This is a genomic window from Azoarcus sp. PA01 (genome assembly GCA_001274695.2).
In the GTDB taxonomy this organism is placed as follows: domain Bacteria; phylum Pseudomonadota; class Gammaproteobacteria; order Burkholderiales; family Rhodocyclaceae; genus Aromatoleum.
The window spans coordinates 380,238-405,485 of the sequence record LARU01000002.1; the positions used below are offsets into that span (position 1 = coordinate 380,238).

Sequence of the window (25,248 nt, forward strand, 5' to 3'; positions counted from 1 at the left end):
CGCTATGATTCCAGTCGGGCCGATCAACCTGTCCCGGGAGGAATCCGACATGCGCGCGATGGTTCTCGACGCTCCTGGCACGCCTTTGCGGCTGGCCGAGCTTCCGGTGCCGCAGCCCGGCGCCGGGGAAATTCTGCTGCGGGTCGAAGCGTGCGGGGTCTGCCGCACCGACCTGCATCTCGTCGACGGCGAACTCCCCGAGCCGCGGCTGCCGATCATCCCCGGCCACGAGATCGTCGGGCGGGTCGTCGCGCTGGGCACCGGGGCGAGCGGTTTCGCGCCCGGCCAGCGCGTCGGCGTACCGTGGCTCGGCCCGACCTGCGGCCATTGCGGATACTGCGCCGAAGGCCGCGAAAATCTCTGCGATGACGCCCGCTGCTGTGGGGCGAACGCGGCATCCGCTCGGTGGCGAACCTGACGCGGGAAGACGGCCGGCGTTTCCTCGAGATCGCCGCCGCAGCGCCGATCCATACCCATATCGAGCGCTTTCCGCTCGAACGCGCGAACGACGCGCTGCTCGCGCTGCGGCGCGGGCAGATACAGGGCGCAGCCGTCCTCGTGCCCGCCTGATTCCCGCCGCGATGGTGAAGTTACGTGTTGCCGGACTCTTTTTCGCCGTTCGAGAACGGATGCGGCGCGCCGGCGTCGTCAGCCGCAGGCGCTCCGTCGGCCGGAACATCGCGAGCGCCGCTCTTGGCAGCGAGTTTCTGCCGGCGTTTTTCTTCCTGCCGGCTTTTCTTCGCCAGATCCCGCTGGCGCTTTTCGAACTGGTAATTTGGTTTTGCCAAGAGATTCCCTTTGGTTCGGCCGAGCCGATTGAAACACGGTGGACACGGGCCCGCGAGCGAGTTCGCACACCGACTATGCCACAACCGCCCCGCCCGCGCTCGGCCGTACAGGTTTCATACCGTCTCTTCTGGCGTTCCCATGAAGTGACGAAACGGCAAAGATCGTCCCACGTTTGTTCCAGCGTAACAGGCAGGGGATAATCGCCGCCGGCAATTCTTCCCTCGAGAATCGATTGCTTCACCCCGAAATTCGACAGCATCCGGAGGCAACAACATGGCACAGGTGAAGTTTTTCAGCGGAGAACAGGTTCCGCTGGAAATGCACAAGGTACGCATCGTACAGAAGCTGAACCTTCCGCCGGTGGAACACCGGCTCAAGGCGATCACCGAAGCAGGCAACAACACGTTCCTGCTCCAGAACAAGGACGTCTTCATGGACATGCTCACCGACAGCGGTGTCAATGCCATGAGCGACCAACAACAGGCCGCAATGCTGATCGCGGACGACAGCTACGCCGGCAGCGCGACCTACACCCGGCTCGAAAACAAGCTGCAGGAAATCTTCGGCCTGCCCTATTTCCTGCCCGCCCACCAGGGGCGCGCGTGCGAGAACATCCTGTCGCAGGTGCTCGTCTCGCCGGGATCCATCGTGCCGATGAACTACCACTTCACGACCACGAAGGCGCACATCACGCTGAACGGCGGCGTCGTCGAAGAGCTGATCTCGGATGCCGGCCTCGAAGTCGTCAGCGTGCATCCGTTCAAGGGCAACATGGACATCGCCAAGCTGTCGGCGATCATCGAAGAGCACGGCCGCAACAAGATCGCGTTCGTGCGCATGGAAGCGGGCACGAACCTCATCGGCGGCCAGCCGTTCTCGCTCGAGAACCTCGCCGACGTCCGCCGCGTGTGCGACAAGCACGACGTCCTGCTCGTGCTCGACGCGAGCCTGCTCGCCGACAACCTGCACTTCATCAAGAACCGCGAGGAAAGCTGCAAGGATCTGAGCATTCGCGAGATCACGCGCAAAATGGCGGACCTGTGCGACGTCATCTACTTCTCGGCTCGCAAGCTCGGCTGCGCACGTGGCGGCGGCATCTGCATCAGGACCGAGGAGCTGTACCGCAGGATGCGCGGGTTGGTGCCGCTGTACGAAGGCTTCCTCACGTACGGCGGCATGTCCGTGCGCGAGATGGAAGCGCTGACGGTCGGCCTCGACGAGACGATGGACGAGGACGTGATCAACCAGGGGCCGCAGTTCATCAGCTTCATGGTCGACGAGCTGCAGAAACGCGGCGTCCCGGTCATCACGCCGGCCGGCGGCCTCGGCTGCCACATCAACGTCATGCAGTTCCTCGAGCACGTTCCGCAGGCGCAATATCCTGCCGGCGCGCTCGCCTCGGCGCTGTATATCGCCAGCGGCATTCGCGGCATGGAGCGCGGCACGCTCTCCGAGCAGCGCGACCCCGATGGCAACGAAGTCTTCGCCAACATGGAACTGGTCCGGCTGGCGTTGCCGCGCCGGGTATTCACGCTCTCGCAGGTCAAATACGCGATCGACCGGATCTCGTGGGTGTACGAAAACCGCCACCTCATCGGCGGCCTCACGTTCACCGAAGAACCTGAAATCCTGCGTTTCTTCTATGGCCGGCTGAAGCCCGTTTCGGACTGGCAGCAAAAGCTGTTCGAGAAATTCCGCGAGGATTTCGGCGACAGCCTGTAGGACTGCGCGCGCCAACCGGCGGCCGTGCGAAAAAGGTGGCGGTGGCCGAATCTGCCCCGCCCGCCGAACGTCGCCGCTCGGCCGGCCGATTCAGCCTATCAAGGCGGCGATCAAATCCAAGCGTTCGCCCTGAACTTGTCGAAGGGCGCTGCGAAGGCTTCGACAGGTCTGTCCTGCGCGACGCTGAACGGCCCAGCCCGAACGGGATCGGGTTGCCGGGTTAATCGGACCAGCCGCGGAACCACTGCGCGGCGAAAACCATCCCGACGACGAGCGCGGTCGCCGCGGCCACGAGCACTGCGCCTGCGGCGATGTCCTTGCATGCGCCGATCTCCGGATGCCGTTCGGGATGAAGGTGATCGGCCAGCGTCTCGAGCGCGGTATTGACGAGTTCGGTCACCATGACGAAACCGGCCGTCAGCGCGAGCACCGTCCACCAGACGAGCGGCGGACGCGCCACCAGCAACACGCACAGCACCGCCCCGCCCGCCAGGACGTGCGCGCGAAAGCTCTTCTCGCGACTGATCGCCAACTGCAGGCCGTGCAGTGCAAAACCGAGGCGTGCGCGCAAGCACCGGCCTTTCATGCGCGCTCTCCGTTGCGGATTTTCACGAACTCCGCCGCCCCCCACCATCCCAGGGCCCACGCGGCCCCCGCTGCCCACCCGGCGAGAACGTCGGTCGGCCAATGAACGCCCAGATAGATCCGGCTCAGGCCGACGATCACGGTCAGCGCCAGCGCGATCGACATTACATAGAGCCTGAGCCGGCGCCGCGGCACCAGCCGCGCCAGCAAGGCTCCGAGCGTCAGATACACGACCGCCGAGAGCATCGCATGCCCGCTCGGAAAGCTTGCCGAGATGACGAAGTCGCCGTGCGGAAAAATATCCGGACGAGGGCGGGAGAAAGCCCCTTTCAGCAACATCGAAGCCAGCATCCCGCTGCTGGTACCGAGCAGCACGAACATCGCCGTGCGGTGCCGCCTGGCCAGGAGGAGAAAGACCGTCACCGCCGCAACCACCAGCCCCAGCACGGTGAAGCTGCCCAGCGCCGTGATATCCCTCGCGGCCGCCTCGATCCACGGCGGACCCAACGGGGCCTCCGCGTCGCCGGGCGACCGCAACGCCATCAGGATCGCGTTGTCGAGCGCATGCGTCTCACCTTCGACAACGTCTTCCGCGACCTCGATGAAGATCCACAGCGCAGAGGCCACGGCAGCGACTATGCCGAGTATCCGCGGCTCCAGCCAGTTCCGAAGAAAACGCACGATGCTGCCTCCGACGAACTCCCTGCCGTTCCTGGCGGTTCGGCGCGTTCTCGATTTGCGCTGCCGTGGCGTTCAGACGCTGCTGCGGCGCAAGGCGTTGAGCAGGATCGCGATCGTGCTGCCGTTGTGCAGCATCGCAGTGGTGATCGGTGACAGCAGCCCGGCCGCCGCGGCGGCGAGAATGCCCGTGTTGAGTCCCACGGTCAGGCGATAGTTGGAACCGATCAGCGCCATCGTGCCGTTCGCCAGGGCCTTCGCGTCGGCCACGCACGCGATGTCGTCCTCGAGCAGTGCCACGTCCGCGGTGAGACGGGCAATATCCGCACCTTTTTGCATCGCGATGCCGACATGCGCACCGGCGAGCGCCGGCGCGTCGTTGATGCCGTCGCCGATAAAGGCGATGCGCGCGCCTTGCTGGGAAAGTTCTTCGACGATCCGCGCCTTGTCCTGCGGCAGCAGCTCGGCGTGGCAGCCATCGAGCCCGAGGAGCTCCGCAAGTTCTTCGGCCCGCTCGCGGTGGTCCCCGGTGAGCATCAGGATGCGCTTGGCGCCCAGTTCGCGCAGCCGGAGAACGGTTGCCGCGCTGTTGGCGCGCACTTCGTCCTTCAGCGCCAGCACGCCGAGGAACCTGCCGCCGAAACCGATATAGAGCAGGGTCTTGCCTTCCTCGTAAAGCCGGTCGACGGTCTCGAGCTGTGCCGAAATGTCGATCCCTTCGTCATCGGCGACGAAATGCCGCGAGCCGATGACGATGCGCTGGCCGTCGATGACGCTCGCGACGCCGTGGGCGACGATGAACTGCACTTCCTGGTGATCGAAATGCTGCCCCTGGATCGCGCGCGCTGCGGTGACGACCGCGTGCGCCAGCGGATGGACATAGTGCTCCTCGACCGAAGCCGCGAGGCACAGCAGGTCTTCCGCGGTATAGGTGCTGTCGAACGCGATCGAGTCGGTCACGGCGAGCGTGCCTGCGGTCAGCGTGCCGGTCTTGTCGAAGATGAAGGTATCGGCGTCGGCGAGACGTTCGAGGGCGCTGCCTCCCTTGACGAGAATTCCGGCCCGCCCCGCCCCGTACATCGCCGACTTGAAAGCGACCGGCGTCGCGAGCTTGAGCGCGCAGGAATAGTCCGCCTGCAGCACCGACGCGGCGCGACGCCAGTCGCCCGAAATAAAATAGGTGGCCCCGGCCAGCCCCAGCACGATCGGCACGAGCCGGTCGGCAAGGCGCGCAGCGTCGAGTTGTGCGGCGCTTTTCGCCGTCAGCGACTGTTCGACGTAGTCGGCAATGCGCGCCGCAGCCGTGCGGCTGCCGACCTGTTCGGCGTACACCCTCAGGCGGCCTTCTTCGACGAGCGTTCCGGAAAGAACTGCGTCGCCCCGCCCTTTGGCTACCGCGGCACTCTCGCCCGTCATCGTCGCTTCATTGACGGTGGCTTCGCCTCCCAGCACTGTGCCGTCCACGGGAACGACAGCGCCGTCGGCGACGATCACCGTATCGCCGACGACGACGTCACCGGCCGCGACCAGCACTTCCTGCCCGCCGCGCTCGATCCAGATCTCGTCGCTTGCCGGGCGCAAAAGGTGTTTGAGCAGCTCGTCCGAACGGCGGGCGATGGAAATCTCGAGGTACTCCCCCAACGCGAGCATGAAAGTCGTCGTATTGGCGGCCGTATAGTCACCGCGCGCGAGCGAGATCGATACCGCCATCGCCTCCAGCACATGCGACGAAATGCCGTTGGCGACGAGGTCCTCCAGCGCATGCCTGAGCAGCGGCGCAGCCGCCCCGAGCGTCACCGGAAGCTGCAGCGGCTGCGGCAGAAAACGCGTGACGGCCAGTGTTGCCAGACTCGCGACCATCGCTGCCGGTCCGCCCTGTTCCACCACGGCCGGTCCCCGTGCGGCGGCCGGAAGCGGGGCAGACAAGGCCGTGAGCGCTGCGCGCAAGGTGTCGAATTCGACCTCCTTGTCGTCGAAATGCAGCACCAGCGAACGGGCCGCGCGGTTGACTCGCGCTTCGAGCACGCCGGGGATGTTTTCGGCTGCCCGCTCGATCGTCCGGGCATCGGTCGGCGTGCCCGTCCGGCAACGGTAGCGAAAGCGCGCGCGCCCACGCGTGCGGTGGGCCAGTTCCAGCGTGCCGAACCACGAACCCGAAATCATGCCTCGTCGCGGCGCTCCGCTTCTGCTTCCGCCTTGAGGTCGGCCATCTGCTCCTTCATCTCCTCGAAGCCTCCGACCACGTTCGAATAGAGCTTGATACCGGTTTTCACCAGCTTGGCACGCAGTTCTTCGTCACTGAGCACGTACGCGGCTGCGGCTCCGATCACTGCCCCCATCACGAACTGTTCGTATTGGCCCGACTTGAAGCGCCCGGGAAGCCCGCGCAGGAAATCCTCGTCGACCAGTCCTGCGCCGAAGCCGCCCAGGTGATGGCCCGGTGCGCCGAAACCGCTGTAATGCGGGTGTTCACCCCAGGATCCGCCGGCGTAAGCGGCGGCCTTGTCGCGGTGCTTCGCCTTCTTATGCTTTTTCTTGCCCAAGAGTCTTCTCCTCGTTGTCTTTGCTGTCTTTTGGCACAGGTTTGCGCAACAGGTAATCGACGGCGATTACCGCGGCTGCGCCGCCGCCGACCGCCACGATCGCCGTCCTGTAATCGCGACGCTGCATCGCGCCCGCTGCCGTCCCGCCTGCCGCGAGGGCGATGCCGCCTTGCAGGGCCTGACGCAGGATCGCCTTGCCGGCATTCGGCGCCATGGCGCTTGCCGCTGCGCTCGGCAGCGCTGCGAGGAGGCCGGTGGCGACGAATCCGCGGACAAAATTCGTCGAGGCGCGCTCGGCGACCGGGCCCGGATAGGCGCGCAGCCGCCGCTTCACGATTGCTCCTCGTCGGGTTTATCGGCTCGCGCGCGCTGTCCGTCCGATTCAGCCGGCCGGGAAGCGGGCTTGCGCCGGCGGCGCGGAGCAGCCTTCGATTGCGGCGCCCCCTTGGACTCCGCCTGGTTCGGCGCCGCTTGCCCCTGCGGGGCCGTTTCGGGCGGCAGTTCGGCATCAGTCGCGAGCTTGGCGCGCAAGTGGGCCGACGAATGTTCAATCGCGTTAAGACTCGACACGGTCGCCTCCCGCAGGCGCTCCTGGGCTTTGTCGAGCGTAGCGCGGGTCTTGCCCGCCTTGAGCAGCCGGATGCCCAACGCACCGGTCACGAGGCCGACGGCGAATGGAAGCAAAGGGTACATGTCATCCCTCCTTTTCTTGTTGGTTGCGTTTGCGCTTGTCCTTCACGAACAGAACGCCTGCCCCGCCCGCCACGAGCCCGGCGATCATCGCGGGGCGAGTGTTGCGCAGAAGCGGGCCGACGACGCCGATGGCGTGGTGCTGGCTCCCGAGCACGGCGAAAGTTTTCTCGAGAAAATCGGCGAACAGACCATGCTGGATATACGCCTGTTCGGGTGCCACGCCGTGCCGCGCATGAAGCGCTTCCTGCCGCAGCGCATCGGCCACGGCGCGTTGCAGCATCGGCAGATGACGTTCGAGCGCGTTCGCCTGCATACGCTGGAACGTCCGGCGGACTTGCGGCTCGGCGATTCCCGTCAGGAGCGATTCGTAAAGGCGCGCCCGCCCGATCTCGCCCACCACTGCCCGCTCGCAGTTGGCGCGCCAGTCGGGCGCCAACGCGGTTTCGAGCGGAAATGGATCGAGCGGGAGCGGCACGCCGAAGCGCCGTGCGAGCGCGGAAAGGGTCGCGGCATGCTTCTCTTCCGCTTTGGTGAGATCGGCGAACGGAGCACGCGACCCGAACGCCTCGACCATCTTGGTGTAAAAGGCCCGCGCCGCGTAAGTGTCGTAGAGCGCAATGCGCAGCCCCTGCTGCAGCGGCGCAAACGGCGCAACGGGGTCGATGCGCCGGCTGCGCAGGATCGCTTCGTCGTAGTTACGCACCAAGCAGCTCCCGATGCTTGGTCACGAGTATGTCCAGCAGTGTTTCCGCCGCGGTCGAGCGCACGCCGCCCAACAGATCGGGCCAGGCGGCGGCCGGGATCGTGCTGGTGTCATATTCGATCGTACAGGAGCGGGCCAGAATATTGAGCTTGACCGAATGCACGCCGGAGATGCTGTCGAGCGCACGCCCGAAGCGTTTTGCGTCGCCGATTGCCGCGAGCCGAGCCGAGTCCAGATCGCCCTCGAGCTTGAGCCGTATACGCCCGGGGATGTGGTGCGCGATACGCAGGTAGCCGGTGAAGCGTTGCAGTTGATCGAATTCGTCCATGGTGGATTCCAACCCGGTATTTCGAGCTATTTCAACAAGTGACGCCGGTGCACGGCCATGTGAATCGCCAGCAGCGCGGTGAACAAGCCTCCGGTGGCGGCGTGCAGGTGCTTGTTCCCGGCCGCGGCCAGCGCAAGCGACGCCCCGAGGCTACCGAGCATGCCGATCTTCGAGTAGGTATTGAGGCGCCGCGCGATTGCACGCCTCGAACCGAGCTTCCAGCGCCCGGGGGAAGCCGGCTGCTCCGCGTTCGGCGCATCCCGCACGGTTTCAGGGACTCCTCCCAGCACCTTCCCGGTCGCGGTCGTCACCCGCGCTTCCATCGTCGCCCTGTCGATCCGCGCGGCATCGTAGCGCATCAACAGGCTGCCGGCGTTGATGCTGCCGTCGACTGCCAGAGTCCCGTCCAGATCCTGCAGCAGGCCTTGCAGGCGAGCATGCCGATCGGGGTCACGCAGAGCCCGGTTACGGAGCCGCAGCCGGCCCGGTATCGAGGAAACGATCCAATTCATGCGAGTCAACTGTGTCGATATTTCGAACATTATGCTCGACTTTACCGCTCGGTGCTTGCGGCTAAAGCGTTCCGGGGAAGGACAAACCGGGTCTGCCCGGGTGACGCCGCGGCGACCATCACCGGGCAGTTGGCGCTTCGAGCGTTGTCCGGTACCGATTCGCGCCGCTGGCCCCAGAAAGCGCGGAGCATCATTCCACGCCCTGGCCGAGCATCCTGCCGTTGACGACCGTGCCGTACAGGTTCACGCCGTCGTTCGCGTGGTACTTGTCGCGCGTCTTTTCTACCGACCCGTCGATCAGCCGGGGATCCTGCGGCCGCTCGTGGCTGTTCATGAAGGCCGCGACGTGCCAGGCGTCGTCGTCCGACAGCGTGCCTCCTTTGCCGAGCGGCATGTTCTCCTTGATGAACGCCGCGGCAGTGTTGACCCGGTGCATCCCGGCCCCCCAGTTGAACGAGTCGGGTCCCCACAGCGGCGGGAATACGTAGTCTTCGCCCGCTTTTTGCCCCTCGCCATTGGCGCCGTGACATAGCGCGCACTGGTCGGCGTAGACTTCTCTGCCCTTCACGAGATCGAAGCCGCCTGCCGGCGGCGGCACTTCCGGATAGGCACGGCCGGGCAGCTCCTGTCCGGTCGGCGCCCCCGTTGCGAGCCAGTAAGAATATGCAGTGAGCGCAGCGATGACGCGGCTTTCGGCTTCGGGCGCCTTGCCGTTCATGCTGAACTGGAAACAGCCTTGCAGGCGCTCGGTGTAGCTGTTGACCTTGTCGTTTTTCTTGCGATAAGCCGGGTACATCGTGTAGGCGGCCCACAGCGGCGCGGAGTTCGCCTTTCGCCCCTGTTGGAGGTGGCAGTTGCCGCAGCTGAGCCCGTTGCCGACGTACTCCGGCGCGCGGTTCTTCGTATCGACGAAGATCGCGCGCCCTTCCTGCACCAGTTTGCCAAAAGCGTTGTCCGGGATTTCCCTTTCCAACGGCGGCCTGAAATAGCGCCCGCTCGCCGGCGAGCCCGGGCCCGTGAGAATCTGCGACTGGTCTTCCGCGATTTCGGCGCCGTGCGCCGCGAAGGAGGCAAAGCCGAAAGCGCTGAGCAGCGCCGCCGTGCACGATATTTTCATGTCTGCGCTCCTATTTCTTCAGGCCCGCGAAGTATTTCGACACGGCGTCGATCTCGTCTGCCGTCAGGCTGCGCCCGATATGACCCATGAGATCGTTCGGATCGTTCTTGCGCGTGCCCTGTTGCCAGGCTGTCAGCTGAGCGGCGAGGTACTGCGCGGGCTGGCCGGCGAGCGGCGGAAACGCTTCGCCGACCCCTCGTCCGCCGGACGCGTGGCAGGCCACGCATTCGGGAATATTGCGATCCCACGCGCCGCGCAGCGCCAGCGTTTCTCCCGGCTCCTGCACCTCGCCCGCCTTGCCGATCGACGGCACCTCCGGATAAGCCTGGGTGCCGAGCATCGCGGCGAGCGCATCGATCTCTTCGCGTGTCAGCGCCGCAGCAATCGGCTGCATGATCGGATTCGCGCGAGCGCCGGAAGCAAAGTCGGCGAGCTGTTTCCTGACATATTCGGTGCGCAGGCCCGCGAGCCGCGGGAAGCCGCCGGCTTCCATACCCTCCCCCTCCGCGCCGTGGCAGCTCGCACATGCCAGGGCGGCGGGATTCGCGCCGCCGCGGCTGTAGACGTCGGCTGGAGCCTGCGCGTGCACCGCGCAAGCGAGAAAAAGCCCGGCGACAGGCCCGTATCTGAGAGTCATGAACGCCTCCGCGCGGTTCTGATCGAGCCATGACGGCCGTCACTTCACCGACAACCGCGATGACCAAAAAGTGCCCTCGCGCCCCCTGCATCGCCCCTGCATGCGGACTCTCCGAGGGAGAAAAAGCTGGTCGGGACGAATAGGTACGCCGCGGCGCCCACCATTATTCGTATTCCCGGTCGCTGCGGAACCATGCTGGGGGTCGCGCTGCATCGAGCAGCATCCGCTCGACCAGGATGACGAGCTCCTTGCGCGGCGCGGTCAGGCCGAACATGAGCTTGCCGTTGCGAGCGCAGTGGTTTCAATCCTGTTGCCCGTCCCGCGGCTACCTGCCGAGCCGGTCGACTACAATCTGCGCCTCACGCGGCGGGGGATCCTGCCGCACGCTCAGATCCTTTCGACGCCGATGACACAGATTCTTCCCGAATGGGCCCTTCCATGGCTCGCCACGATCACCCTCGGCCTGCAGATCGTTCTGATCTTCGTCGGCGCGGGCGTGCTGCGCATGCTGGTGAAACGCCTGATCCGGCGGATCGGTGAGCGCTACAGCCTGCCGGCGGAAATGGTCATCGGCGCACGCAGGGGGAGCACCTTCCTCATCTACTCCGGCGCGATGCTGCTGATCCTCGACCGCCTCGGCGTATCGGCCACCGTCCTGTGGACCGCCCTGACCGGCTTCGCCGCCGTCGCAGCGGTGGCGTTCTTCGCCGCGTGGAGTGTGCTGTCGAACATCTTCTGCACGCTGCTGATTCTCACCGTCCGGCCGTTTCGCCTCTTCGATGAAGTCGAGCTGCTGGAAAACGGCGAAAAACCGGGACTCAAAGGCCGCGTCATCGATATCAACCTGATCTACACGACATTGCAAGAAACCTCCGCCGAGCAGGCCGAAACGGTGCTGCGAGTGCCCAACAGCCTTTTCTTCCAGCGCACGATCCGCTGCTGGGGGCGGGGACCGGGAGCGGGATGACGATGTTATGCGTCACGGGAAGGCCCTGGCCGCTGCTTTTCTTTCTTCTGCGGGCAGCGCGTCGACCGTCGAGCGGTGCCCTGATGCAGCGTTCTTTCTTGTGGCTTTGTCGGGGTGGATGCGGGGTGCAAGAAAAAAGCGCCCCGAAAGGCGCTTGATTCCTGGTGCACTGGCGGAGAGTGAGGGATTCGAACCCTCGATGCGAGTTTTAGCCCGCATGCTCCCTTAGCAGGGGAGTGCCTTCGACCTCTCGGCCAACTCTCCAACCTTTAGAGGTCGCGATCATAACGATTCTGCGGCCTTCGGTCAAACTTCGGCAGCAATTCAGGCGGATTCGAGACCGAAAGCCTTGTGCAGCACGCGCACGGCGAGTTCGAGATACTTTTCCTCGATGACCACCGAGATCTTGATCTCGGACGTCGAGATCATCTGGATGTTGATGCCCTCTTCGGCGAGGGTGCGGAACATTTTCGACGCGACCCCCGGATGCGAGCGCATGCCGACGCCGACGACCGACACCTTGGCCATCGTCTTGTCGGCCTCGATCGCCCGCGCGCCGATGTGTGACCTGACGGCTTCGAGGACCTTGACCGTCTTGTCGAGCTCGCCGCGCGGGATCGTGAACGAGAAGTCCGTCGTGCCGTCATGGCCGATGTTCTGGATGATCATGTCGACGTCGATGTTGGCGTCGGCGACCGGCCCGAGGATCTGGTACGCGATGCCGGGCTTGTCGGGCACGCCGAGCACCGTGAGCTTGGCCTCGTCGCGCGTGAAGGCGATGCCGGAGATGACGGGTTGTTCCATGTTCTGATCTTCCTCAACTGTGATGAGCGTGCCCTCGCCTTCCTCCTGGAAGCTCGACAGGACGCGCAACTTGACCTTGTACTTGCCGGCGAATTCGACCGAACGGATCTGCAGCACTTTCGAGCCGAGGCTCGCGAGTTCGAGCATTTCCTCGAAGGTGATCGTGTCGAGCTTGCGGGCTTCCGGGACGACGCGCGGGTCGGTCGTATAGACACCGTCGACGTCGGTGTAGATCTGGCACTCGTCGGCCTTCAGCGCGGCAGCGAGCGCCACGCCGGTGGTATCCGAACCGCCGCGGCCGAGCGTCGTGATGTTGCCGTGCTCGTCCACGCCCTGGAAGCCGGCGACGACGACGATATTGCCTTCGTCGAGGTCCTTCTTGATCGGGGCTTCGTCGATATTGAGGATCCGCGCCTTGGTGTGGGCGCTGTCGGTCAGGATACGGACCTGCCCGCCGGTATAGCTCTTCGCCTTGACGCCGATGTCGTGCAGGGCCATGCACAGCAGGCCGATCGTGACCTGCTCGCCGGTCGATACGACGACGTCGAGTTCGCGGGCCTCCGGGTGCGTCGCGACCTCCTTGGTCAGCGCGATCAGACGGTTCGTCTCGCCGCTCATCGCCGACACCACCACCACGACCTTGTGCCCCTGCGCCTGGAACCTCGCCACTTTGCGGGCGACGTTCTTGATGCGCTCGGGGTTACCCACGGAAGTGCCGCCGTATTTCTGAACTATCAGTGCCATCGTCGTATCCAAGTGCCTGTGGATAAAGGGAGGAATTCTATCGAATGCGGCGAAAATTTGCAGGCCGGCGTCGTGCCCCCTCCCGATCGCACGATTTATTGATTTTGACTAAGTTAGGATGCGCCGGCTTTTTTCATTGTATGTGGAAAGAATAGTGATCTATACTTCGGCAATCCTACAACTTAAGTCGTAGGAACTCGGCTACGTACCGCGTTGTCTTATAGGCGGGCTGGATACCCTACAGAGGATGTGAGCATGAAAAACACCGACACCATCGACGTTCGCGAGATCCGGCGCAAGCTGGGTCTGAACCAATCGCAGTTCTGGTCGAAAATCGGGGTCACGCAGAGCGGCGGGTCGCGCTACGAGAGCGGGCGCAACATTCCGCGCCCCGTGCAGGCGCTGCTGCGTCTCGTGCATATCGAGCAGATCGACATCAACAAGGTCAAGAAGGAAGACGTGGAAGTCGCGGAATTCCTGAAGACGTCGAACCCGGAGCTGTACAAGTCGCTAAAGAAGGAAGCGCGTGCCAAGCGCAAGGAACGCACGACGCGTTGACCGCGTCGTCACTTCCCGCCGCGGATCAGGGGCTGATGCGAACCATCAGCCCTTTTTTTCGCACTTTCACCGCAATCGCCTCGAGCTCGGCTTCATCGAGCGGCGCCAGATGCACGGCCTCCGGCTGCATCGACGCCCGCGCGATGCCGTACAGCAGCACGCCGGCAAGACGTTCCGGCCCGGCGCGCATAAGCAACTTGATATAAGCATCGATATCGTCGTCGGACGGTGGGACGCCATCCCAGCGGAACATGCAGGTCTGGACCCACGTCGTGCATAGCCCGGCGCTCGTCGCCAAATCGCGGGCGACGACGTCGGGATCGAGCGACACGCCGTTGATGCGTTCGAGCGACGCTCGCGTCCCCGCATCGACCTTGAACCAGACTTCTCCGCCGGCCTCGCCGAGACGCCTTAGCCCTTCTCGCACCCTCGCCTGCCCGACCAGGCTGCCGTTCGTGATCAGGCGCAGCGCCACCTCGCGCCCGAGGCCGACAGCGTCGCGCAACCGCACGACGAGCGACACCGCTTCCGCGAACGCGGTCGCGCTGGTCGGCTCGCCGTTGCCGGAGAACGCAATGTCGCGCACGACGCGCAAGCCTTCCGGGACATGGCGTTCTAGGTAATCGCCTTCGACCAGCGCATGGAGGAAGCCCGACAGTTCGGCTTCGAGCAGCGACAGGTCGATCTCGGGCGCCCGCCCCCGCACGAGACCGGGCACTTGGCAATACGCGCAATGCCAGTTGCAGGCGTTGTTCGGATTGAGATTGATGCCGACCGAAACGCCGCCGGCGCGCCGCGACAGCACCGGGTAAACATAAGTCAGCCCGGCCAGGTCGCGGTCGTGGTTGCGTATGGAAAGAGTCTGGTCGCGTGCAGTCATGATTTGAAGCCAGTGAATGAAAGATGCCGGAAGGGCGCGCCGGGACGAGCGTCGGGAAGCAGCTATAATTCGGGCCTGTTTTCCCCGGGATCAATCATGCGCATCACCCGCCGCCTGGAATTCGACGCCGGCCACCGGATTCCCGATCATGCCAGCCAGTGCCGCCACTTGCACGGCCATCGCTACGCGATCGAGATCACGCTGTGGGGCGATATCATTGACGCCGCCGGCGAGGCCGTCAACGGCATGGTGATGGATTTTGGCGACGTCAAGCGGATTGCCAGGACGCACGTCGTCGACCGCTGGGATCACGCATTCCTCGTATACCGCGGCGACAGCGCCGTCGTCGATTTCCTCGCGACGATGCCGGCCCACAAGACGGTCGTGCTCGACAGCGTGCCGACCGCCGAGAACCTCGCCAGCGAAGCGTTCCGCATCCTCGACTCGTGCTATCGCGACCTCTACGGCAATCACCTGCGACTCGAACGCGTCCGCCTTTACGAAACCCCCAACTGCTGGGCCGACGCGCTGCGCCCCGGCGAATGACCTCTTTGCGGCTCCCGCGATGTCTGCCCGGCCGGCATGCCCGCGATCGGAAATCAGGCGGCGTACTGGCGCAAGCGGAACGCAAACTCCTGCAATTGCGTGATGCCGCTCTGCTCGGCGCGCGCGATCCAGTCGTGCAACTGCTTGAGCAACTGCTCGCGAGAAGCCGTCGAGCGCGCCCAGATCGCAACGAGGTCGCGGCGCATCGACGCGATCGTCGATAACGCGGCGCTGTCGACGAGCACGAGCTCGAGCGCGCGCCGGGCGTCCGGCGCGAGATTCCTGTCCTCCCCCGACAGCACCCAGCGGCGCAGCGCGCGCGGATTGAAGCTCCTGCCGTGAGTCGCGGCGAGCCGCTCGATCTCGTCGCCGCACAGGCGCTTGAGCGACGCGACATAGCGCGTCATGACGTCGTAGCGATGGGTGATGATCGCCTGCAGCGTGTCGAGGTCGGGAACATTCTTCGCCTCGCCGAATTTCGGCGACGGAATGACTTTCCGCACTTTCGCGAGCCCAAGCAGCGCGAGCACGCGGATATACATCCAGCCGATGTCGAATTCGTACCACTTCGCCGAAAGCTTGGCCGAAGTCGCGAAGCTGTGATGATTGTTGTGCAGTTCCTCGCCGCCGATGAGGATGCCCCACGGCACGAGATTCGTCGCCGCATCGCTGCAATCGAAATTGCGATAGCCGACGTAATGTCCCAGTCCATTGACGACGCCGGCCGCCCAGATCGGGATCCACATCATCTGCACTGCCCAGATCGTCAGCCCGAGCGGGCCGAACAGCACGAGGTCAGTGATCAGCATGACCGAGATGCCGACGATCGAATGCCGGTAGACGTGGCGTTCGAGCCAGTCGTCCGGCGTGCCGTGGCCGTAGCGTGCGAGCGTTTCCCTGTTGCGCGCTTCGGCACGGTAGAGTTCCGCGCCCTCGAACAGGACCTTGCGAATTCCGAGCACCTGCGGGCTGTGCGGGTCGTCGGCGGTTTCGCATTTGGCATGGTGCTTGCGGTGTACCGCAGCCCACTCCTTCGTCACCATGCCCGTCGTGAGCCACAGCCAGGCACGAAAGAAATGACTCGCGATCGGCTGCAGTTCGAGCGCGCGGTGCGCCTGATGGCGGTGCAGGAAAATCGTCACCGAAGCAATGGTCACGTGAGTGAGTGCCAGCGCGACGAGAATGTACCCCCACCACGGAAGATCGATCAGTCCTGCAAGCATGGGCAACCCGTTCCTTCTTAGATGTTGATGTCCTCCGAATCATCGCGGAGGAGCGCTGCACGCGATCTTGCCGCCCTGTCTGCGCGGCTCGGGTCGTCGATCACATGGTTTGCACCCGAACCCTGGCCCGTTTCCGAAAATACGACTGGCGGCAACGGCGACAGCAGCCGCACTTCGCGTTGCGGGAACGGAAACTCGATCCCTTCGGCGCGGAAGCGCTGCCATACCGCGAGGTTGATGTCCGAACTCACGCCGAGCGTGCCTTCCTGCGGGTCAGCAATCCATAGCCCCAGACGCAGGTTGATTCCGCTGTCGGCAAATCCCATCAGGAAAGCGTTCGGAGCGGGTTGGTCGAGCACGCGGGGCTGAGCCTGGGCAACTTCCACGAGGATTGCCATTGCACGCTCGACGTCAGAACCGTAACTCACCTGAAAGTTCAGCGGCACCGCGACGCGGGTGTCGGTGTACGTTTCGTTCTGCACCACCGAACCGACGAGCACCTCGTTCGGCACCAGCGATTCGACGCCGCTCGGCGCGCGGATGACGGTGTAGCGGGTGTTGATCTGCGTGACGATGCCGCGCTCGGCGCCGACGCTGATCATGTTGCCGATGCGCAGCGAGCGGTCGAGCAGGATGATGAAGCCGGAAACATAGTTCGCGGCGATCTTCTGCAGGCCGAAGCCGAGACCGACGCCGAGCGCGCCGCCGAACACCGACAGCGTCGTCAGGTCGATGCCGACCATCGGCAGCGCGACGAGCACCGCGACCAGCACCAGCGCCGCCTTCGCGACGCGCAGCATCACGATGCGCACGTTGTCGTCGAGCCCGGCCGTCGTCGCCAGCCGTCGCTCCAGCAGCCCGGCCGCCCACAGCGCGACGAGCAGCGTCAACAGCACCATCGCGATGCCCTGCAGCAGGGTCCATAGCGAAAGCCGCTGGCTGCCGAGCGTGAACGAAACGGAGTCGAGCCCGCCAATGACCTGCGGCAGCCAGCCGACGATGTGCAGCGCGACGACCGACCACGCGACCGCGGCGAAGATCCGCTCGAAACTCGCAATCCAGCTCGACCGGCCGACGGCCTGCCGGACCGCGAACATGACGAGGCGGATCAGCGCGAGCGAGATCAGCAACGGCACCGCGACATTGAGCAGGCTCACGTTGTGAAACTCGTCCAGCACGGCACGCGCGCCGATGATCAGCACCAGCGCCGCAAGCGGAAACAGCACGCGGCGTAACCCGCTGCGCCCCCAGCGGTAAGCGGCGGTGTCGGCGTGATTGCCGGCCGCGACCCGCAGCAGCGCCGAGCGCGTGAACAGCCATGCCAGCAGCAGGCAGCCGGCGAGCGCCGCGAGCTGCCACAGCACGGCGGAGCTTTGCAGATCACCCCAGGTTTCGGTCAGCAGCAGTGCAAACCGCGAGTCATCACGCACGTTCAGGGCTTCCAGGGCAGACGGGTGATCGGCGTCGCCTCCTCGCGGTGGCGCCGCCAGTTGTCGAGATAGGCGGCGGCGAGCGGACAGTTGTCACGCAGCACGAGCAGGTTTTCGGCATTACGCTTGTTCGCCGACCACGTGAAATTGTACGAACCGGTCGCGACCACGCACGCTGGCCCGCCGCCGTCGGCGATCAGCACCTTGTTGTGGGCCGCAGCGTAACGCGTCTCCAGCGCTACCGGCACGCCAGCTTCCAGGAGCCTGGGCAGCGCGTTGCCTTTGCCGCGCCGGTTCATCTGGGCATCGGCGAGCACCTGGACCTGCACGCCGCGCCGATGAGCCCTGACAAGCGCCTCGGCGATCGGACGGCTGGTGAATACGTAGGCCTGCACGTGCAGCGTTTCGCGCGCCGCGCCGATGACGCGCAGCAGCGCCTCTTCGCCGCTGCCCTCGGGCGAGAACACGACTTCGATCGAGCCGCGCGCCGACAGCGTGTGCCCGCCGCCGGCGAGCGCGAGCGCCGGTGCCGCAAGCGCCACGAGCACCAGCAACGCACCGCGCAGATGCTCACGCATCGGCGGGAATCCGCTCCAGCACGGCGGCGAAGAAGCCGTCGGTATCGTGCTTGCGCGGCGACAGCCGCAGGCGTGTGCCGGTATCGAGCGCGATGCCCTGTTTCTTCAGCACTTCGGTCGCGTCGACCTCACGAAACTCGGGGTGCGCCGCGAGGAATGCGTCGACGATGGCGTCGTTTTCCTCGGCGAGCAGGCTGCAGGTCGCATAGACGAGCCGTCCTGCCGGCTTGACGAGGCGCGCCGCCGATTCGAGGATCGCGCCCTGCTTCGCGACCATTTCGGCGACCGATTCCGGCGTCTGGCGCCATTTCAGGTCCGGGTTGCGGCGCAAGGTACCGAGACCGCTGCATGGCGCATCGACGAATACGCGGTCGGCCTTGCCGACGAGGCGCTTGACTTTCGCGTCGCGTTCGTGAGCGATCAGCACCGGATGCACGTTCGACAGCCCGGCGCGCGCGACGCGCGGCTTGAGCTTGCCGAGCCGCTTCTCGGAGACGTCGAACGCGTACAGCCGGCCGGTCGAGCGCATCAGCGCGCCCAGCTGCAGCGTCTTGCCGCCGGCGCCAGCGCAAAAATCGACGACCAGTTCGCCGCGCTTGGGCTGCACGAGGAAGCCCAGCAGCTGGCTGCCTTCGTCCTGCACTTCGAACGCGCCTTCGAGAAACAGCGGATGCTTCTGCAGCGCAGGCTTGCCCCCAAGGCGGATACCGTGCGGCGACAACGGGCACGGCTTCGCTTCGATACCGGCGAACTTCAGCTTTTCGAGCACGTCGCCGCGGTCGGCTTTCAGCACATTGACGCGCAGGTCGAGCGGCGCCGGCCGGTTCAGGCTGTGCGCGAGCTCGAGCACTTCGGCTTCGCTGTGCGTCGCGAGCAGCCGCTCGGCGAGCCAGTCGGGCAGGTCGGCGCGCTCGGCGAACGACCCTTCGTCGAGTTCGCGGGCCTTGATGCCGGAGATCCAGTCGCGCTCGGTCGCCGATGCGAGCCCTTCGAAATGGCGCATCGGCCAGCCTTCGCCGCGGGCGAGCCACGCGAGCAGCAAGGTGCGGGGCCGCACATCGTCGCCGACCAGGCGGCGCAGCCAGCGCAGGCGGCGGACGATGCCATACACCGCCTCGGCGATGAAGCCGCGGTCGCGGTGCCCGATTTCGCGGTTCTCGCGGAAGTAGCGCGACAGCACTCCGTCAGCCGGGTGTTCGAAAGTCAGCACCATCCCGAGAACGCGGGCGGCATGGATCAGCAGGCTGCGCGAGGCAGCCTCGTCGTGTTTGGACTTTGTCAATCGGTTCTCACTCGTGGTTGGATGCGGCGGCGCGGTCGTTCGCCCGCAATTCGATCTTTTCCTGCTCTGCGGCAAGCGTGCCGACCGGCGCCGGCGAGGCGCCTTGGCCCTTGCCGGACCCGACACGCTTGGCGGTAGCCGTGCCGGCCGGCGCCAAGCGCACTTCCACCGCCTGCTGATCGAGCACGTCGCCTTTGTCGTCGGTGATGCGGATGCGCACCGGCAACGTGCCGTATTCCCGCGCCAGCCACACGTCGATCGACAGTTTCCCGCTCAGCGCGCGGGCGCGCAGGCGTTGCGTGTCGAGGCCGCCGATCGGCAGCACCAGCCGTTCGGGGCCGACCCGCTCGAGCACCGAAGGCGTGGCGGACTTGCCACTGACGACCTTCAGTTCATCGGGCAGGGCGGCGGCGTCGGTCAGCCCGATCTGGTGCCACAGGCTCAACAGGTCCTGGTCGCCGCGCTCGACGGGCGCAAAGCGGGTGCGGCTGCCGCGGCGCATCGTCACCTGCCCGGTGTTCCAGTCGAACTCCGCCGTCTCGGGCTTCTTGCCCGATTGCTCGACGCGGAAATGCTCGGGGACCAGCCCTTTCGGGCCGATCCGGCCCTCGCTGCGCTGCTCGTACTGCAGCGAGCGCAGCAGATCCATGACGCCGGTGGTCTTGACCTTGACCGTCATCCGGTAGCGCTTGTCGTCGTGCGTCCAGTCGTGCAGCGCCTCGCCGACCTCGAAGCCGCCTTCGCCGTACATCACCCGATAGCGGATGCTGCCCTGCGCAGGCCACGCGGCGACGCCCGCTTTGCGCGAATCGGCGTGCGGCACGGCCACGGGCTGACGGGGCGCTGTCGAAGATGCGGCCACCGACGACTGCAGGACGGCGGGCGGTGCCGGTGCGACGACGCGCTCAGCCGCGCCGGCCAGCGCGACATGCGCCGCCACGGATACGCCGATCGCGGCGATCAGGAGCCGGTGGCGCATGCTCCGCTCGCGGTGATCGGCGCCGCTTCGAGCGCCGGAACGGTCCATCCGGCGTCGGGCCGTGCTTCGCCCTGCACCGACACTCTGCCCTCGGCGGAAAGCGCCAGGCGATCTTCGACGAACCAGCGCACCGCCTGCGGATAGATGCGGTGTTCCTGCGCCAGCACCCGCGCGGCAAGCGTTTCCTCGTCGTCGCCGGACAACACCGGTACGGCCGCCTGGATGACCACCGGGCCGCAATCGAGCGCCGCGGTGACGAAATGCACCGTCGCGCCATGGATCCGGATGCCCGCTTCGAGCGCACGGCGATGGGTGTGCAGGCCCGGGAACGCCGGCAGCAGCGACGGATGGATGTTGAGCAGGCGGCCTTCGTAATGCCGCACGAAATCGTCGCTCAGCACGCGCATGAAGCCGGCGAGAACGACCAGAGCCGGGCGGTGCACGTCGATCGCTTCGGCCAGCGCCGCGTCGAACGCTTCGCGGGTCGCGAACGCCTTGTGATCGACGACGGCCGTCGCGATGCCGCGGGACGCGGCGAACTCGAGCCCTTTCGCGTCGGGCCGATTGCTGATCACCGCGCTGATGGTCGCGCCGGCTATGCCGGCGCGCACGATGGCTTCCATGTTGCTGCCGCGGCCGGAAACGAGAATGACGATCGACTTCATAGGAGGATTCTTGAGGTTTGAGTCGGGCGCGCGTTGAACGCGCCGGCGGAAAAAACGGAGGCCGATGCGCTGCCGCGCCGCGAAGCCGGCCGGGATGCTGCGCGCGACGCACCGCCGGCATGATACCGGAAGGCCGCCGAAGCTTCAGGCCGGCGGGGCAAATGGGCGTCCCTCGCGCCAGCGGCCGATGCAGGCGCGCGGACTCGTATAATCGTCGCTCTCCGAGCTTCCCTCCGCCCGAATGTCCCTCCATCGCCCTGCCGCCATCCGACCGCTCGCCGATGTCCTCGTCAACCAGATAGCTGCGGGCGAAGTCGTCGAGCGGCCGGCCTCTGTCCTGAAGGAAGTGCTCGAGAACGCGCTCGACGCCGGCGCCCGTGCGATCGACGTGCAGCTCGAGCAGGGCGGCGTGCGCCGCATCCGCGTCGCCGACGATGGCTGCGGCATCGAACGGGACGATCTCGCGCTGGCGCTCGAACGCCATGCGACGAGCAAGATCGCGACGCTCGACGATCTCGAGCAGGTCGGCACGATGGGCTTTCGCGGCGAAGCGCTCGCAGCGATCGCGGCCGTCGCGCGTTTGACGCTGACGAGCCGCGCCGCAGGCAGCGCGCACGCGTGGCGCATCGACGGCAGCGACCGCAGCGTCGCGCCGGCGGCGCTGAACCAGGGCACCGTTGTCGACGTCGCCGAGCTTTTCTACAGCACGCCGGCGCGGCGCAAGTTCCTGAAATCCGAAGCAACCGAATATGCGCACTGCGATGAAGTGCTGCGCCGCATCGCGCTCGCCCGCCCCGACCTCGGCCTGCAGCTCGCGCACAACGGCCGCGTCGTCCATCGCCTGCCCGCCGGTGACCCGCTGCGACGCGTCGCGGCGCTGATGGGCGACGACTTCCTGCAGCACGCGCGCGCCCTCGATGCCGACGCCGGGCCACTGCGCCTCGCCGGCTTCGCCGCGCTGCCGGCGTATTCACGCACGAGCCGCGACGCGCAGTACCTGTTCGTCAATGGCCGCTTCGTGCGCGACAAGCTGCTGACGCACGCAGTGCGCCAAGCGTACGCCGACATCCTGCACGGCAGCCGTCATCCCGCTTACGTGCTGTTCCTCGAGCTCAACCCCGCCGGCGTCGACGTCAACGTGCATCCGGCGAAAATCGAGGTGCGCTTTCGCGAGGCGCGCGCAGTTCATCAGTTCGTGTTCCATGCGCTGACGCGCAGCCTCGCCGAGTCCGGCGCTGGCATCGCAACCACGGGCGGTAATGCCAATACGTCTACGGTGGCTGCGGAAGTCGGCCGGGCGAATTCCGCGGCGCCGGCCCTCGCCGCGAATCCGCTCCGCTACGCGAGCGCGGCCGGCCACGCCGCAGCCCCGGTGCAGGGCCGCCTCGCAATGGAGTCGGCGAGCCGCAGCTATTACGACTTCGCCGCGAGCGCGCGCCCGACTGCCGAAAGCCCCTCTTCGCCGCCCGACGCCGGCGGATTCCGCGCAACGGCTTTCGCCCCGTCCGCAGGCCGCCTGCCGGCTGCCGCCGCTGAAGCACCGATGCCTCTGGCTGACGCCGCGGGCGCCCCGCTCGGCTACGCGATCGCGCAGCTCCACGGCATCTATATCCTCGCGCAGAACGCCGTCGGCCTCGTCCTCGTCGACATGCATGCCGCGCACGAACGCATCCTCTACGAGAAGCTCAAGACCGTGCTCGACGGCCACCCCGCGGTGCAGCGCCTGCTGATCCCGGCCGTGCTGTCGGTCGGCGCGAAGGACATGGCGGCCGCTGAAGAGTGCGCCGAAGTCCTCGCCCGCATGGGCTTCGAACTCGCTCCCGTCGGCCCGGCCGAGCTCGCGGTGCGCAGCGTGCCGGCGCTGCTCGCGTCCGCGCCGATCGGCGAGCTGCTGAGAAAGCTCCTCGAGGAGCTGCGCGAATTCTCGGCCTCCGAAGTCGTCACCGCGCGGCGCAACGAACTGCTCGCGACGATGGCGTGCCACGGCGCGGTGCGGGCGCACCGCAACCTGACGATCCCGGAGATGAACGCGCTGTTGCGCGACATGGAAGCCACCGAGCGCGCCGACCAGTGCAACCACGGCCGGCCGACGTGGACACAGCTAACGATGGGCGATCTCGACCGCTTCTTCATGCGCGGGCAATGAGCCGGCCGGCTCGCTGCCGCATGCCCGATCCGCGTTCAACGAGTATCCTTGCACCCCCCGGCCTTTCACCGTGCGGCCACGAAGCGCAGATCACACACTCATGACAGGCAAGCAGCACTACGACGAATCCTCGTTTCGCGTCCTCAAGGGGCTCGAACCGGTGCGCGAGCGCCCCGGGATGTACACCCGCACCGACTCGCCCGCCCACATCATCCAGGAAGTCATCGACAACGCCGCCGACGAGGCGCTCGGCGGCTTCGCGAAGAAAATCCACGTGACGCTGCACCTCGACGGGTCGATCAGCGTCGCCGACGACGGCCGCGGCATCCCGGTCGGGCTGCATCCCGACGAACACGTGCCGGTCGTCGTGCTTGCCTTCACGCGGCTGCACGCCGGCGGCAAGTTCGACAAGCGCGACGGCAACGGCGCATACGCGTTTTCCGGCGGCCTGCATGGCGTGGGCGTCGCCGTGACGAACGCGCTGTCGACGCGCGTCGAAGTCGAGGTCAGGCGCGAGGGCAAGATCCATCGCATCGAGTTCAGCGACGGCGGCGAGAAGGTCGGCGCGATCCTGGTAGCAGGCGATTGCGGCCGGCAGACCGGCACGCGCGTTCGCGTGTGGCCAGACGTGAAATATTTCGAGGCCCCGCGCGTGCCGCAAGGCGAGCTCGAGCGCCTGCTGCGCTCGAAGGCGGTGCTGCTGCCGGGTGTGTCGGTACGGCTCGACATCGAGCAGGCGGGCGGCGCGGCGCTGACGAAGACCTGGACCTACCCCGAAGGCCTGGCCGGCTACCTGCGCGAGCAGGCCGGCGACATCGAGGCGGTCGCGCCGCTCTATACCGGCGAAAAATACGCCGACAAGGACGACCCCGCTTACGCCCCGGGCGAAGGCGCGGCCTGGGCGCTGGCGTGGTTCGAGCACACCGTGCCGAGCGAATCCTTCGTCAATCTGATCCCGACCGTTGCCGGCGGCACGCACGAGAGCGGCTTGCGCGCCGGTGTGTTCGACGCGATCAAGGCTTTCATCGAACACCACGCGCTGTTGCCGCGTGGGGTCAAGCTGCAGCAGGAAGACGTCTGCGGCCGCATGAGCTTCGTACTGTCGGCGCGGCTCCTCGACCCGCAGTTCCAAGGCCAGGTGAAGGAAAAATTGAACTCGCGCGAAGCGGTCAAGCTCGTGTCGTCGATGATCCGCGACCCGTTCGAGATCTGGCTCAACAACCACGTCGAAGCCGGTCGAGCGATCGCCGAACTGTCGATCCGGCAGGCGCTCGCGCGGCAGAAGAGCGCACAGAAAGTCGAGAAGAGAAAAACTTCCGGCGTCGCGGTGTTGCCGGGCAAGCTCTCCGACTGCGAGTCCGAGGACCTTGCCGACAACGAGCTTTTCCTCGTCGAGGGCGACTCCGCAGGCGGCTCGGCGAAGATGGCGCGCAACAAGGAAACGCAGGCGATCCTGCCGCTGCGCGGGAAGGTGCAGAACTCGTGGGAAATCGATCCGGACCGCCTGCTCGCGAACGCCGAGATCCACGACATCGCAGTCGCGCTCGGCGTCGACGCGCATGCCGCCGGAAGCAACCCGGATCTCGCCGGCCTGCGCTACGGCAAGGTCGTCATCATGTCCGACGCCGACGTCGATGGCGCGCACATCCAGACGCTGCTCTTGACGCTGTTCTTCCGCCACTTCCCGGAACTGATCACGCGCAGCCACATTTTTGTCGCCCAGCCCCCGCTGTACCGTGTCGACGTGCCCGCGCAGGGCAAGAAGCGCCCGGCGCGACGACTCTACGCGCTCGACGACGGCGAGCTCGCAGCGATCCGCGACAGGCTCGAGAAGGAAGGCTTCAAGCCGGACGCGATCGAAGTCGGGCGCTTCAAGGGCCTCGGCGAGATGAACCCGGACCAGCTGCGCGAGACGACGATGGACCCGGCGACGCGCCGCGTGCTGCCGGTCGAGGTGCGCGCCGGCGCGCTCGAGGACACGAAGCGCATGTTCACGCTGCTGATGGGCAAGGGCGAAGCTTCGGGGCGACGCGCGTGGATGGAGGAGAAGGGCGACAGCGTCGAGGCGGACGTGTGACGCGGTCCGCGACTTGGACGACCTTTCCGGACGACCTTTCCGCAACGCAGCAAACCTCCTAT

28 protein-coding genes and 1 tRNA gene are annotated in these 25,248 nt (G+C 66.1%); 8 read left to right on the forward strand and 21 right to left on the reverse strand.

The window, feature by feature from the left end; all coding sequences use genetic code 11:
* Positions 1-49 precede the first annotated feature (49 nt).
* Both PA01_02755 and PA01_18500 read left to right on the forward strand, forming a co-directional pair.
* Positions 50-418: an alcohol dehydrogenase catalytic domain-containing protein gene (locus tag PA01_02755; GenBank protein ID KON80698.1), complete on the forward strand. Its 369-nt coding sequence runs from the start codon at positions 50-52 to the stop codon at positions 416-418.
* Positions 406-570, forward strand: a complete 165-nt coding sequence (locus PA01_18500) for a hypothetical protein (GenBank protein KAI5913019.1) — start codon at positions 406-408, stop codon at positions 568-570. The genes PA01_02755 and PA01_18500 overlap by 13 nt, the downstream gene beginning before the upstream one ends.
* Positions 571-590: 20 nt before the next feature.
* On the opposite strand, the gene PA01_02760 is transcribed toward PA01_18500, so the two are convergent.
* Positions 591-788, reverse strand: a complete 198-nt coding sequence (locus PA01_02760; protein KON80699.1) for a hypothetical protein — start codon at positions 786-788, stop codon at positions 591-593.
* Positions 789-1,062: 274 nt separating this feature from the next.
* Between PA01_02760 and PA01_02765 the strand changes: the two genes are divergently transcribed.
* Positions 1,063-2,511 (forward strand): tryptophanase, encoded by a 1,449-nt coding sequence (locus tag PA01_02765; protein ID KON80700.1) that lies wholly within the window; start codon positions 1,063-1,065, stop codon positions 2,509-2,511.
* Between the two features lie 220 nt (positions 2,512-2,731).
* Here the strand turns inward: PA01_02765 and PA01_02770 are convergent, their stop codons facing one another.
* The 11 genes from PA01_02770 to PA01_02820 form a co-directional block, all read right to left on the reverse strand.
* The gene (locus PA01_02770; protein ID KON80701.1) at positions 2,732-3,097 is read right to left on the reverse strand and encodes a diacylglycerol kinase; all 366 of its coding nucleotides are present in this window, start codon (positions 3,095-3,097) and stop codon (positions 2,732-2,734) included.
* Positions 3,094-3,777, reverse strand: a complete 684-nt coding sequence (locus PA01_02775) for a phosphatase PAP2 family protein (protein ID KON80702.1) — start codon at positions 3,775-3,777, stop codon at positions 3,094-3,096. Before PA01_02775 ends, PA01_02770 begins: the two co-directional genes overlap by 4 nt.
* Positions 3,778-3,849: 72 nt before the next feature.
* Positions 3,850-5,937 carry a heavy metal translocating P-type ATPase gene (locus PA01_02780; GenBank protein ID KON80703.1) on the reverse strand — a complete coding sequence of 696 codons (2,088 nt, stop codon included), beginning with the start codon at positions 5,935-5,937 and terminating at the stop codon, positions 3,850-3,852.
* Positions 5,934-6,317, reverse strand: coding sequence for a YtxH domain-containing protein (locus PA01_18505; protein ID KAI5913020.1), 384 nt, complete (start codon positions 6,315-6,317; stop codon positions 5,934-5,936). Before PA01_18505 ends, PA01_02780 begins: the two co-directional genes overlap by 4 nt.
* The gene (locus tag PA01_02790) at positions 6,298-6,651 is read right to left on the reverse strand and encodes a hypothetical protein (GenBank protein KON80704.2); all 354 of its coding nucleotides are present in this window, start codon (positions 6,649-6,651) and stop codon (positions 6,298-6,300) included. Before PA01_02790 ends, PA01_18505 begins: the two co-directional genes overlap by 20 nt.
* Positions 6,648-7,010 carry a hypothetical protein gene (locus PA01_02795; protein ID KON80705.1) on the reverse strand — a complete coding sequence of 121 codons (363 nt, stop codon included), beginning with the start codon at positions 7,008-7,010 and terminating at the stop codon, positions 6,648-6,650. Before PA01_02795 ends, PA01_02790 begins: the two co-directional genes overlap by 4 nt.
* 1 nt (position 7,011) lies before the next feature.
* Positions 7,012-7,713, reverse strand: a complete 702-nt coding sequence (locus PA01_02800; protein KON80706.1) for a ferritin — start codon at positions 7,711-7,713, stop codon at positions 7,012-7,014.
* A complete protein-coding gene (locus tag PA01_02805) occupies positions 7,706-8,041 on the reverse strand; it encodes a heavy-metal-associated domain-containing protein (GenBank protein ID KON80707.1) in 336 nt (111 codons plus the stop codon). Before PA01_02805 ends, PA01_02800 begins: the two co-directional genes overlap by 8 nt.
* Positions 8,042-8,067: 26 nt before the next feature.
* Entirely contained in the window at positions 8,068-8,553 is a 486-nt protein-coding gene (locus PA01_02810) for a hypothetical protein (GenBank protein ID KON82261.1), read from the reverse strand.
* Positions 8,554-8,743: 190 nt separating this feature from the next.
* The gene (locus PA01_02815; protein KON80708.1) at positions 8,744-9,670 is read right to left on the reverse strand and encodes a c-type cytochrome; all 927 of its coding nucleotides are present in this window, start codon (positions 9,668-9,670) and stop codon (positions 8,744-8,746) included.
* A gap of 10 nt (positions 9,671-9,680) precedes the next feature.
* Entirely contained in the window at positions 9,681-10,307 is a 627-nt protein-coding gene (locus tag PA01_02820; protein ID KON80709.1) for a c-type cytochrome, read from the reverse strand.
* 70 nt (positions 10,308-10,377) lie between these two features.
* On the opposite strand from PA01_02820, the gene PA01_18510 reads away from it, so the two are divergent.
* Positions 10,378-11,274, forward strand: coding sequence for a mechanosensitive ion channel family protein (locus tag PA01_18510; GenBank protein KON82262.2), 897 nt, complete (start codon positions 10,378-10,380; stop codon positions 11,272-11,274).
* Positions 11,275-11,444: 170 nt separating this feature from the next.
* On the opposite strand, the gene PA01_02830 is transcribed toward PA01_18510, so the two are convergent.
* Both PA01_02830 and PA01_02835 read right to left on the reverse strand, forming a co-directional pair.
* Positions 11,445-11,538, reverse strand: a tRNA-Ser gene (locus tag PA01_02830).
* Between the two features lie 60 nt (positions 11,539-11,598).
* Positions 11,599-12,822, reverse strand: a complete 1,224-nt coding sequence (locus PA01_02835; GenBank protein ID KON80710.1) for an aspartate kinase — start codon at positions 12,820-12,822, stop codon at positions 11,599-11,601.
* 255 nt (positions 12,823-13,077) lie between these two features.
* Between PA01_02835 and PA01_02840 the strand changes: the two genes are divergently transcribed.
* Complete coding sequence (locus PA01_02840; GenBank protein ID KON80711.1) at positions 13,078-13,380, forward strand: helix-turn-helix domain-containing protein; 303 nt, start codon at positions 13,078-13,080, stop codon at positions 13,378-13,380.
* A 25-nt stretch (positions 13,381-13,405) separates the two neighbouring features.
* Here the strand turns inward: PA01_02840 and PA01_02845 are convergent, their stop codons facing one another.
* Positions 13,406-14,260 carry a radical SAM protein gene (locus PA01_02845; GenBank protein ID KON80712.1) on the reverse strand — a complete coding sequence of 285 codons (855 nt, stop codon included), beginning with the start codon at positions 14,258-14,260 and terminating at the stop codon, positions 13,406-13,408.
* 96 nt (positions 14,261-14,356) lie between these two features.
* Here PA01_02845 and queD point away from each other — a divergent pair, with 96 nt between their 5' ends.
* Entirely contained in the window at positions 14,357-14,806 is a 450-nt protein-coding gene (queD, locus tag PA01_02850) for a 6-carboxytetrahydropterin synthase QueD (GenBank protein KON80713.1), read from the forward strand.
* A gap of 53 nt (positions 14,807-14,859) precedes the next feature.
* On the opposite strand, the gene PA01_02855 is transcribed toward queD, so the two are convergent.
* From PA01_02855 to purN, 6 genes are all read right to left on the reverse strand, one after another.
* On the reverse strand, positions 14,860-16,029 hold the full coding sequence (locus PA01_02855) for a fatty acid desaturase (protein KON80714.1): 1,170 nt from the start codon (positions 16,027-16,029) through the stop codon (positions 14,860-14,862).
* A gap of 17 nt (positions 16,030-16,046) precedes the next feature.
* On the reverse strand, positions 16,047-17,459 hold the full coding sequence (locus PA01_02860; GenBank protein KON82263.2) for a mechanosensitive ion channel: 1,413 nt from the start codon (positions 17,457-17,459) through the stop codon (positions 16,047-16,049).
* A 2-nt stretch (positions 17,460-17,461) separates the two neighbouring features.
* A complete protein-coding gene (locus tag PA01_02865) occupies positions 17,462-18,037 on the reverse strand; it encodes a phospholipase D family protein (GenBank protein KON82264.2) in 576 nt (191 codons plus the stop codon).
* Positions 18,030-19,250 (reverse strand): RsmB/NOP family class I SAM-dependent RNA methyltransferase, encoded by a 1,221-nt coding sequence (locus PA01_02870; protein ID KON80715.2) that lies wholly within the window; start codon positions 19,248-19,250, stop codon positions 18,030-18,032. The genes PA01_02865 and PA01_02870 overlap by 8 nt, the downstream gene beginning before the upstream one ends.
* Positions 19,251-19,326: 76 nt before the next feature.
* Positions 19,327-20,298: a DUF3108 domain-containing protein gene (locus PA01_02875; GenBank protein ID KON82265.2), complete on the reverse strand. Its 972-nt coding sequence runs from the start codon at positions 20,296-20,298 to the stop codon at positions 19,327-19,329.
* Positions 20,280-20,963, reverse strand: coding sequence for a phosphoribosylglycinamide formyltransferase (purN, locus tag PA01_02880; protein ID KON80716.1), 684 nt, complete (start codon positions 20,961-20,963; stop codon positions 20,280-20,282). The genes PA01_02875 and purN overlap by 19 nt, the downstream gene beginning before the upstream one ends.
* A 241-nt stretch (positions 20,964-21,204) precedes the next feature.
* Here purN and mutL point away from each other — a divergent pair, with 241 nt between their 5' ends.
* Together mutL and PA01_02890 are read left to right on the forward strand one after the other, a co-directional pair.
* Positions 21,205-23,109: a DNA mismatch repair endonuclease MutL gene (gene mutL, locus PA01_02885; protein ID KON80717.1), complete on the forward strand. Its 1,905-nt coding sequence runs from the start codon at positions 21,205-21,207 to the stop codon at positions 23,107-23,109.
* Between the two features lie 100 nt (positions 23,110-23,209).
* A complete protein-coding gene (locus PA01_02890; GenBank protein KON80718.1) occupies positions 23,210-25,186 on the forward strand; it encodes a type IIA DNA topoisomerase subunit B in 1,977 nt (658 codons plus the stop codon).
* Positions 25,187-25,248: the final 62 nt, after the last annotated feature.

Excerpts from the sequence above, each read along its gene's own strand:
- PA01_02815 (KON80708.1), bottom strand. The coding sequence starts at position 9,670 with ATGAAAATATCGTGCACGGCGGCGCTGCTCAGCGCTTTCGGCTTTGCC.
- PA01_02810 (KON82261.1), bottom strand. The coding sequence starts at position 8,553 with ATGAATTGGATCGTTTCCTCGATACCGGGCCGGCTGCGGCTCCGTAAC.
- PA01_02770 (KON80701.1), bottom strand. The coding sequence starts at position 3,097 with ATGAAAGGCCGGTGCTTGCGCGCACGCCTCGGTTTTGCACTGCACGGC.
- purN (KON80716.1), bottom strand. The coding sequence starts at position 20,963 with ATGAAGTCGATCGTCATTCTCGTTTCCGGCCGCGGCAGCAACATGGAA.
- PA01_02835 (KON80710.1), bottom strand. The coding sequence starts at position 12,822 with ATGGCACTGATAGTTCAGAAATACGGCGGCACTTCCGTGGGTAACCCC.
- PA01_02795 (KON80705.1), bottom strand. The coding sequence starts at position 7,010 with ATGTACCCTTTGCTTCCATTCGCCGTCGGCCTCGTGACCGGTGCGTTG.
- mutL (KON80717.1), top strand. The coding sequence starts at position 21,205 with ATGTCCCTCCATCGCCCTGCCGCCATCCGACCGCTCGCCGATGTCCTC.
- PA01_02755 (KON80698.1), top strand. The coding sequence starts at position 50 with ATGCGCGCGATGGTTCTCGACGCTCCTGGCACGCCTTTGCGGCTGGCC.
- PA01_02765 (KON80700.1), top strand. The coding sequence starts at position 1,063 with ATGGCACAGGTGAAGTTTTTCAGCGGAGAACAGGTTCCGCTGGAAATG.
- PA01_02840 (KON80711.1), top strand. The coding sequence starts at position 13,078 with ATGAAAAACACCGACACCATCGACGTTCGCGAGATCCGGCGCAAGCTG.
- PA01_02870 (KON80715.2), bottom strand. The coding sequence starts at position 19,250 with ATGGTGCTGACTTTCGAACACCCGGCTGACGGAGTGCTGTCGCGCTAC.
- PA01_02890 (KON80718.1), top strand. The coding sequence starts at position 23,210 with ATGACAGGCAAGCAGCACTACGACGAATCCTCGTTTCGCGTCCTCAAG.
- PA01_02845 (KON80712.1), bottom strand. The coding sequence starts at position 14,260 with ATGACTGCACGCGACCAGACTCTTTCCATACGCAACCACGACCGCGAC.
- PA01_02875 (KON82265.2), bottom strand. The coding sequence starts at position 20,298 with ATGCGCCACCGGCTCCTGATCGCCGCGATCGGCGTATCCGTGGCGGCG.
- PA01_02780 (KON80703.1), bottom strand. The coding sequence starts at position 5,937 with ATGATTTCGGGTTCGTGGTTCGGCACGCTGGAACTGGCCCACCGCACG.
- PA01_02865 (KON82264.2), bottom strand. The coding sequence starts at position 18,037 with ATGCGTGAGCATCTGCGCGGTGCGTTGCTGGTGCTCGTGGCGCTTGCG.
- queD (KON80713.1), top strand. The coding sequence starts at position 14,357 with ATGCGCATCACCCGCCGCCTGGAATTCGACGCCGGCCACCGGATTCCC.
- PA01_02855 (KON80714.1), bottom strand. The coding sequence starts at position 16,029 with ATGCTTGCAGGACTGATCGATCTTCCGTGGTGGGGGTACATTCTCGTC.
- PA01_02805 (KON80707.1), bottom strand. The coding sequence starts at position 8,041 with ATGGACGAATTCGATCAACTGCAACGCTTCACCGGCTACCTGCGTATC.
- PA01_02820 (KON80709.1), bottom strand. The coding sequence starts at position 10,307 with ATGACTCTCAGATACGGGCCTGTCGCCGGGCTTTTTCTCGCTTGCGCG.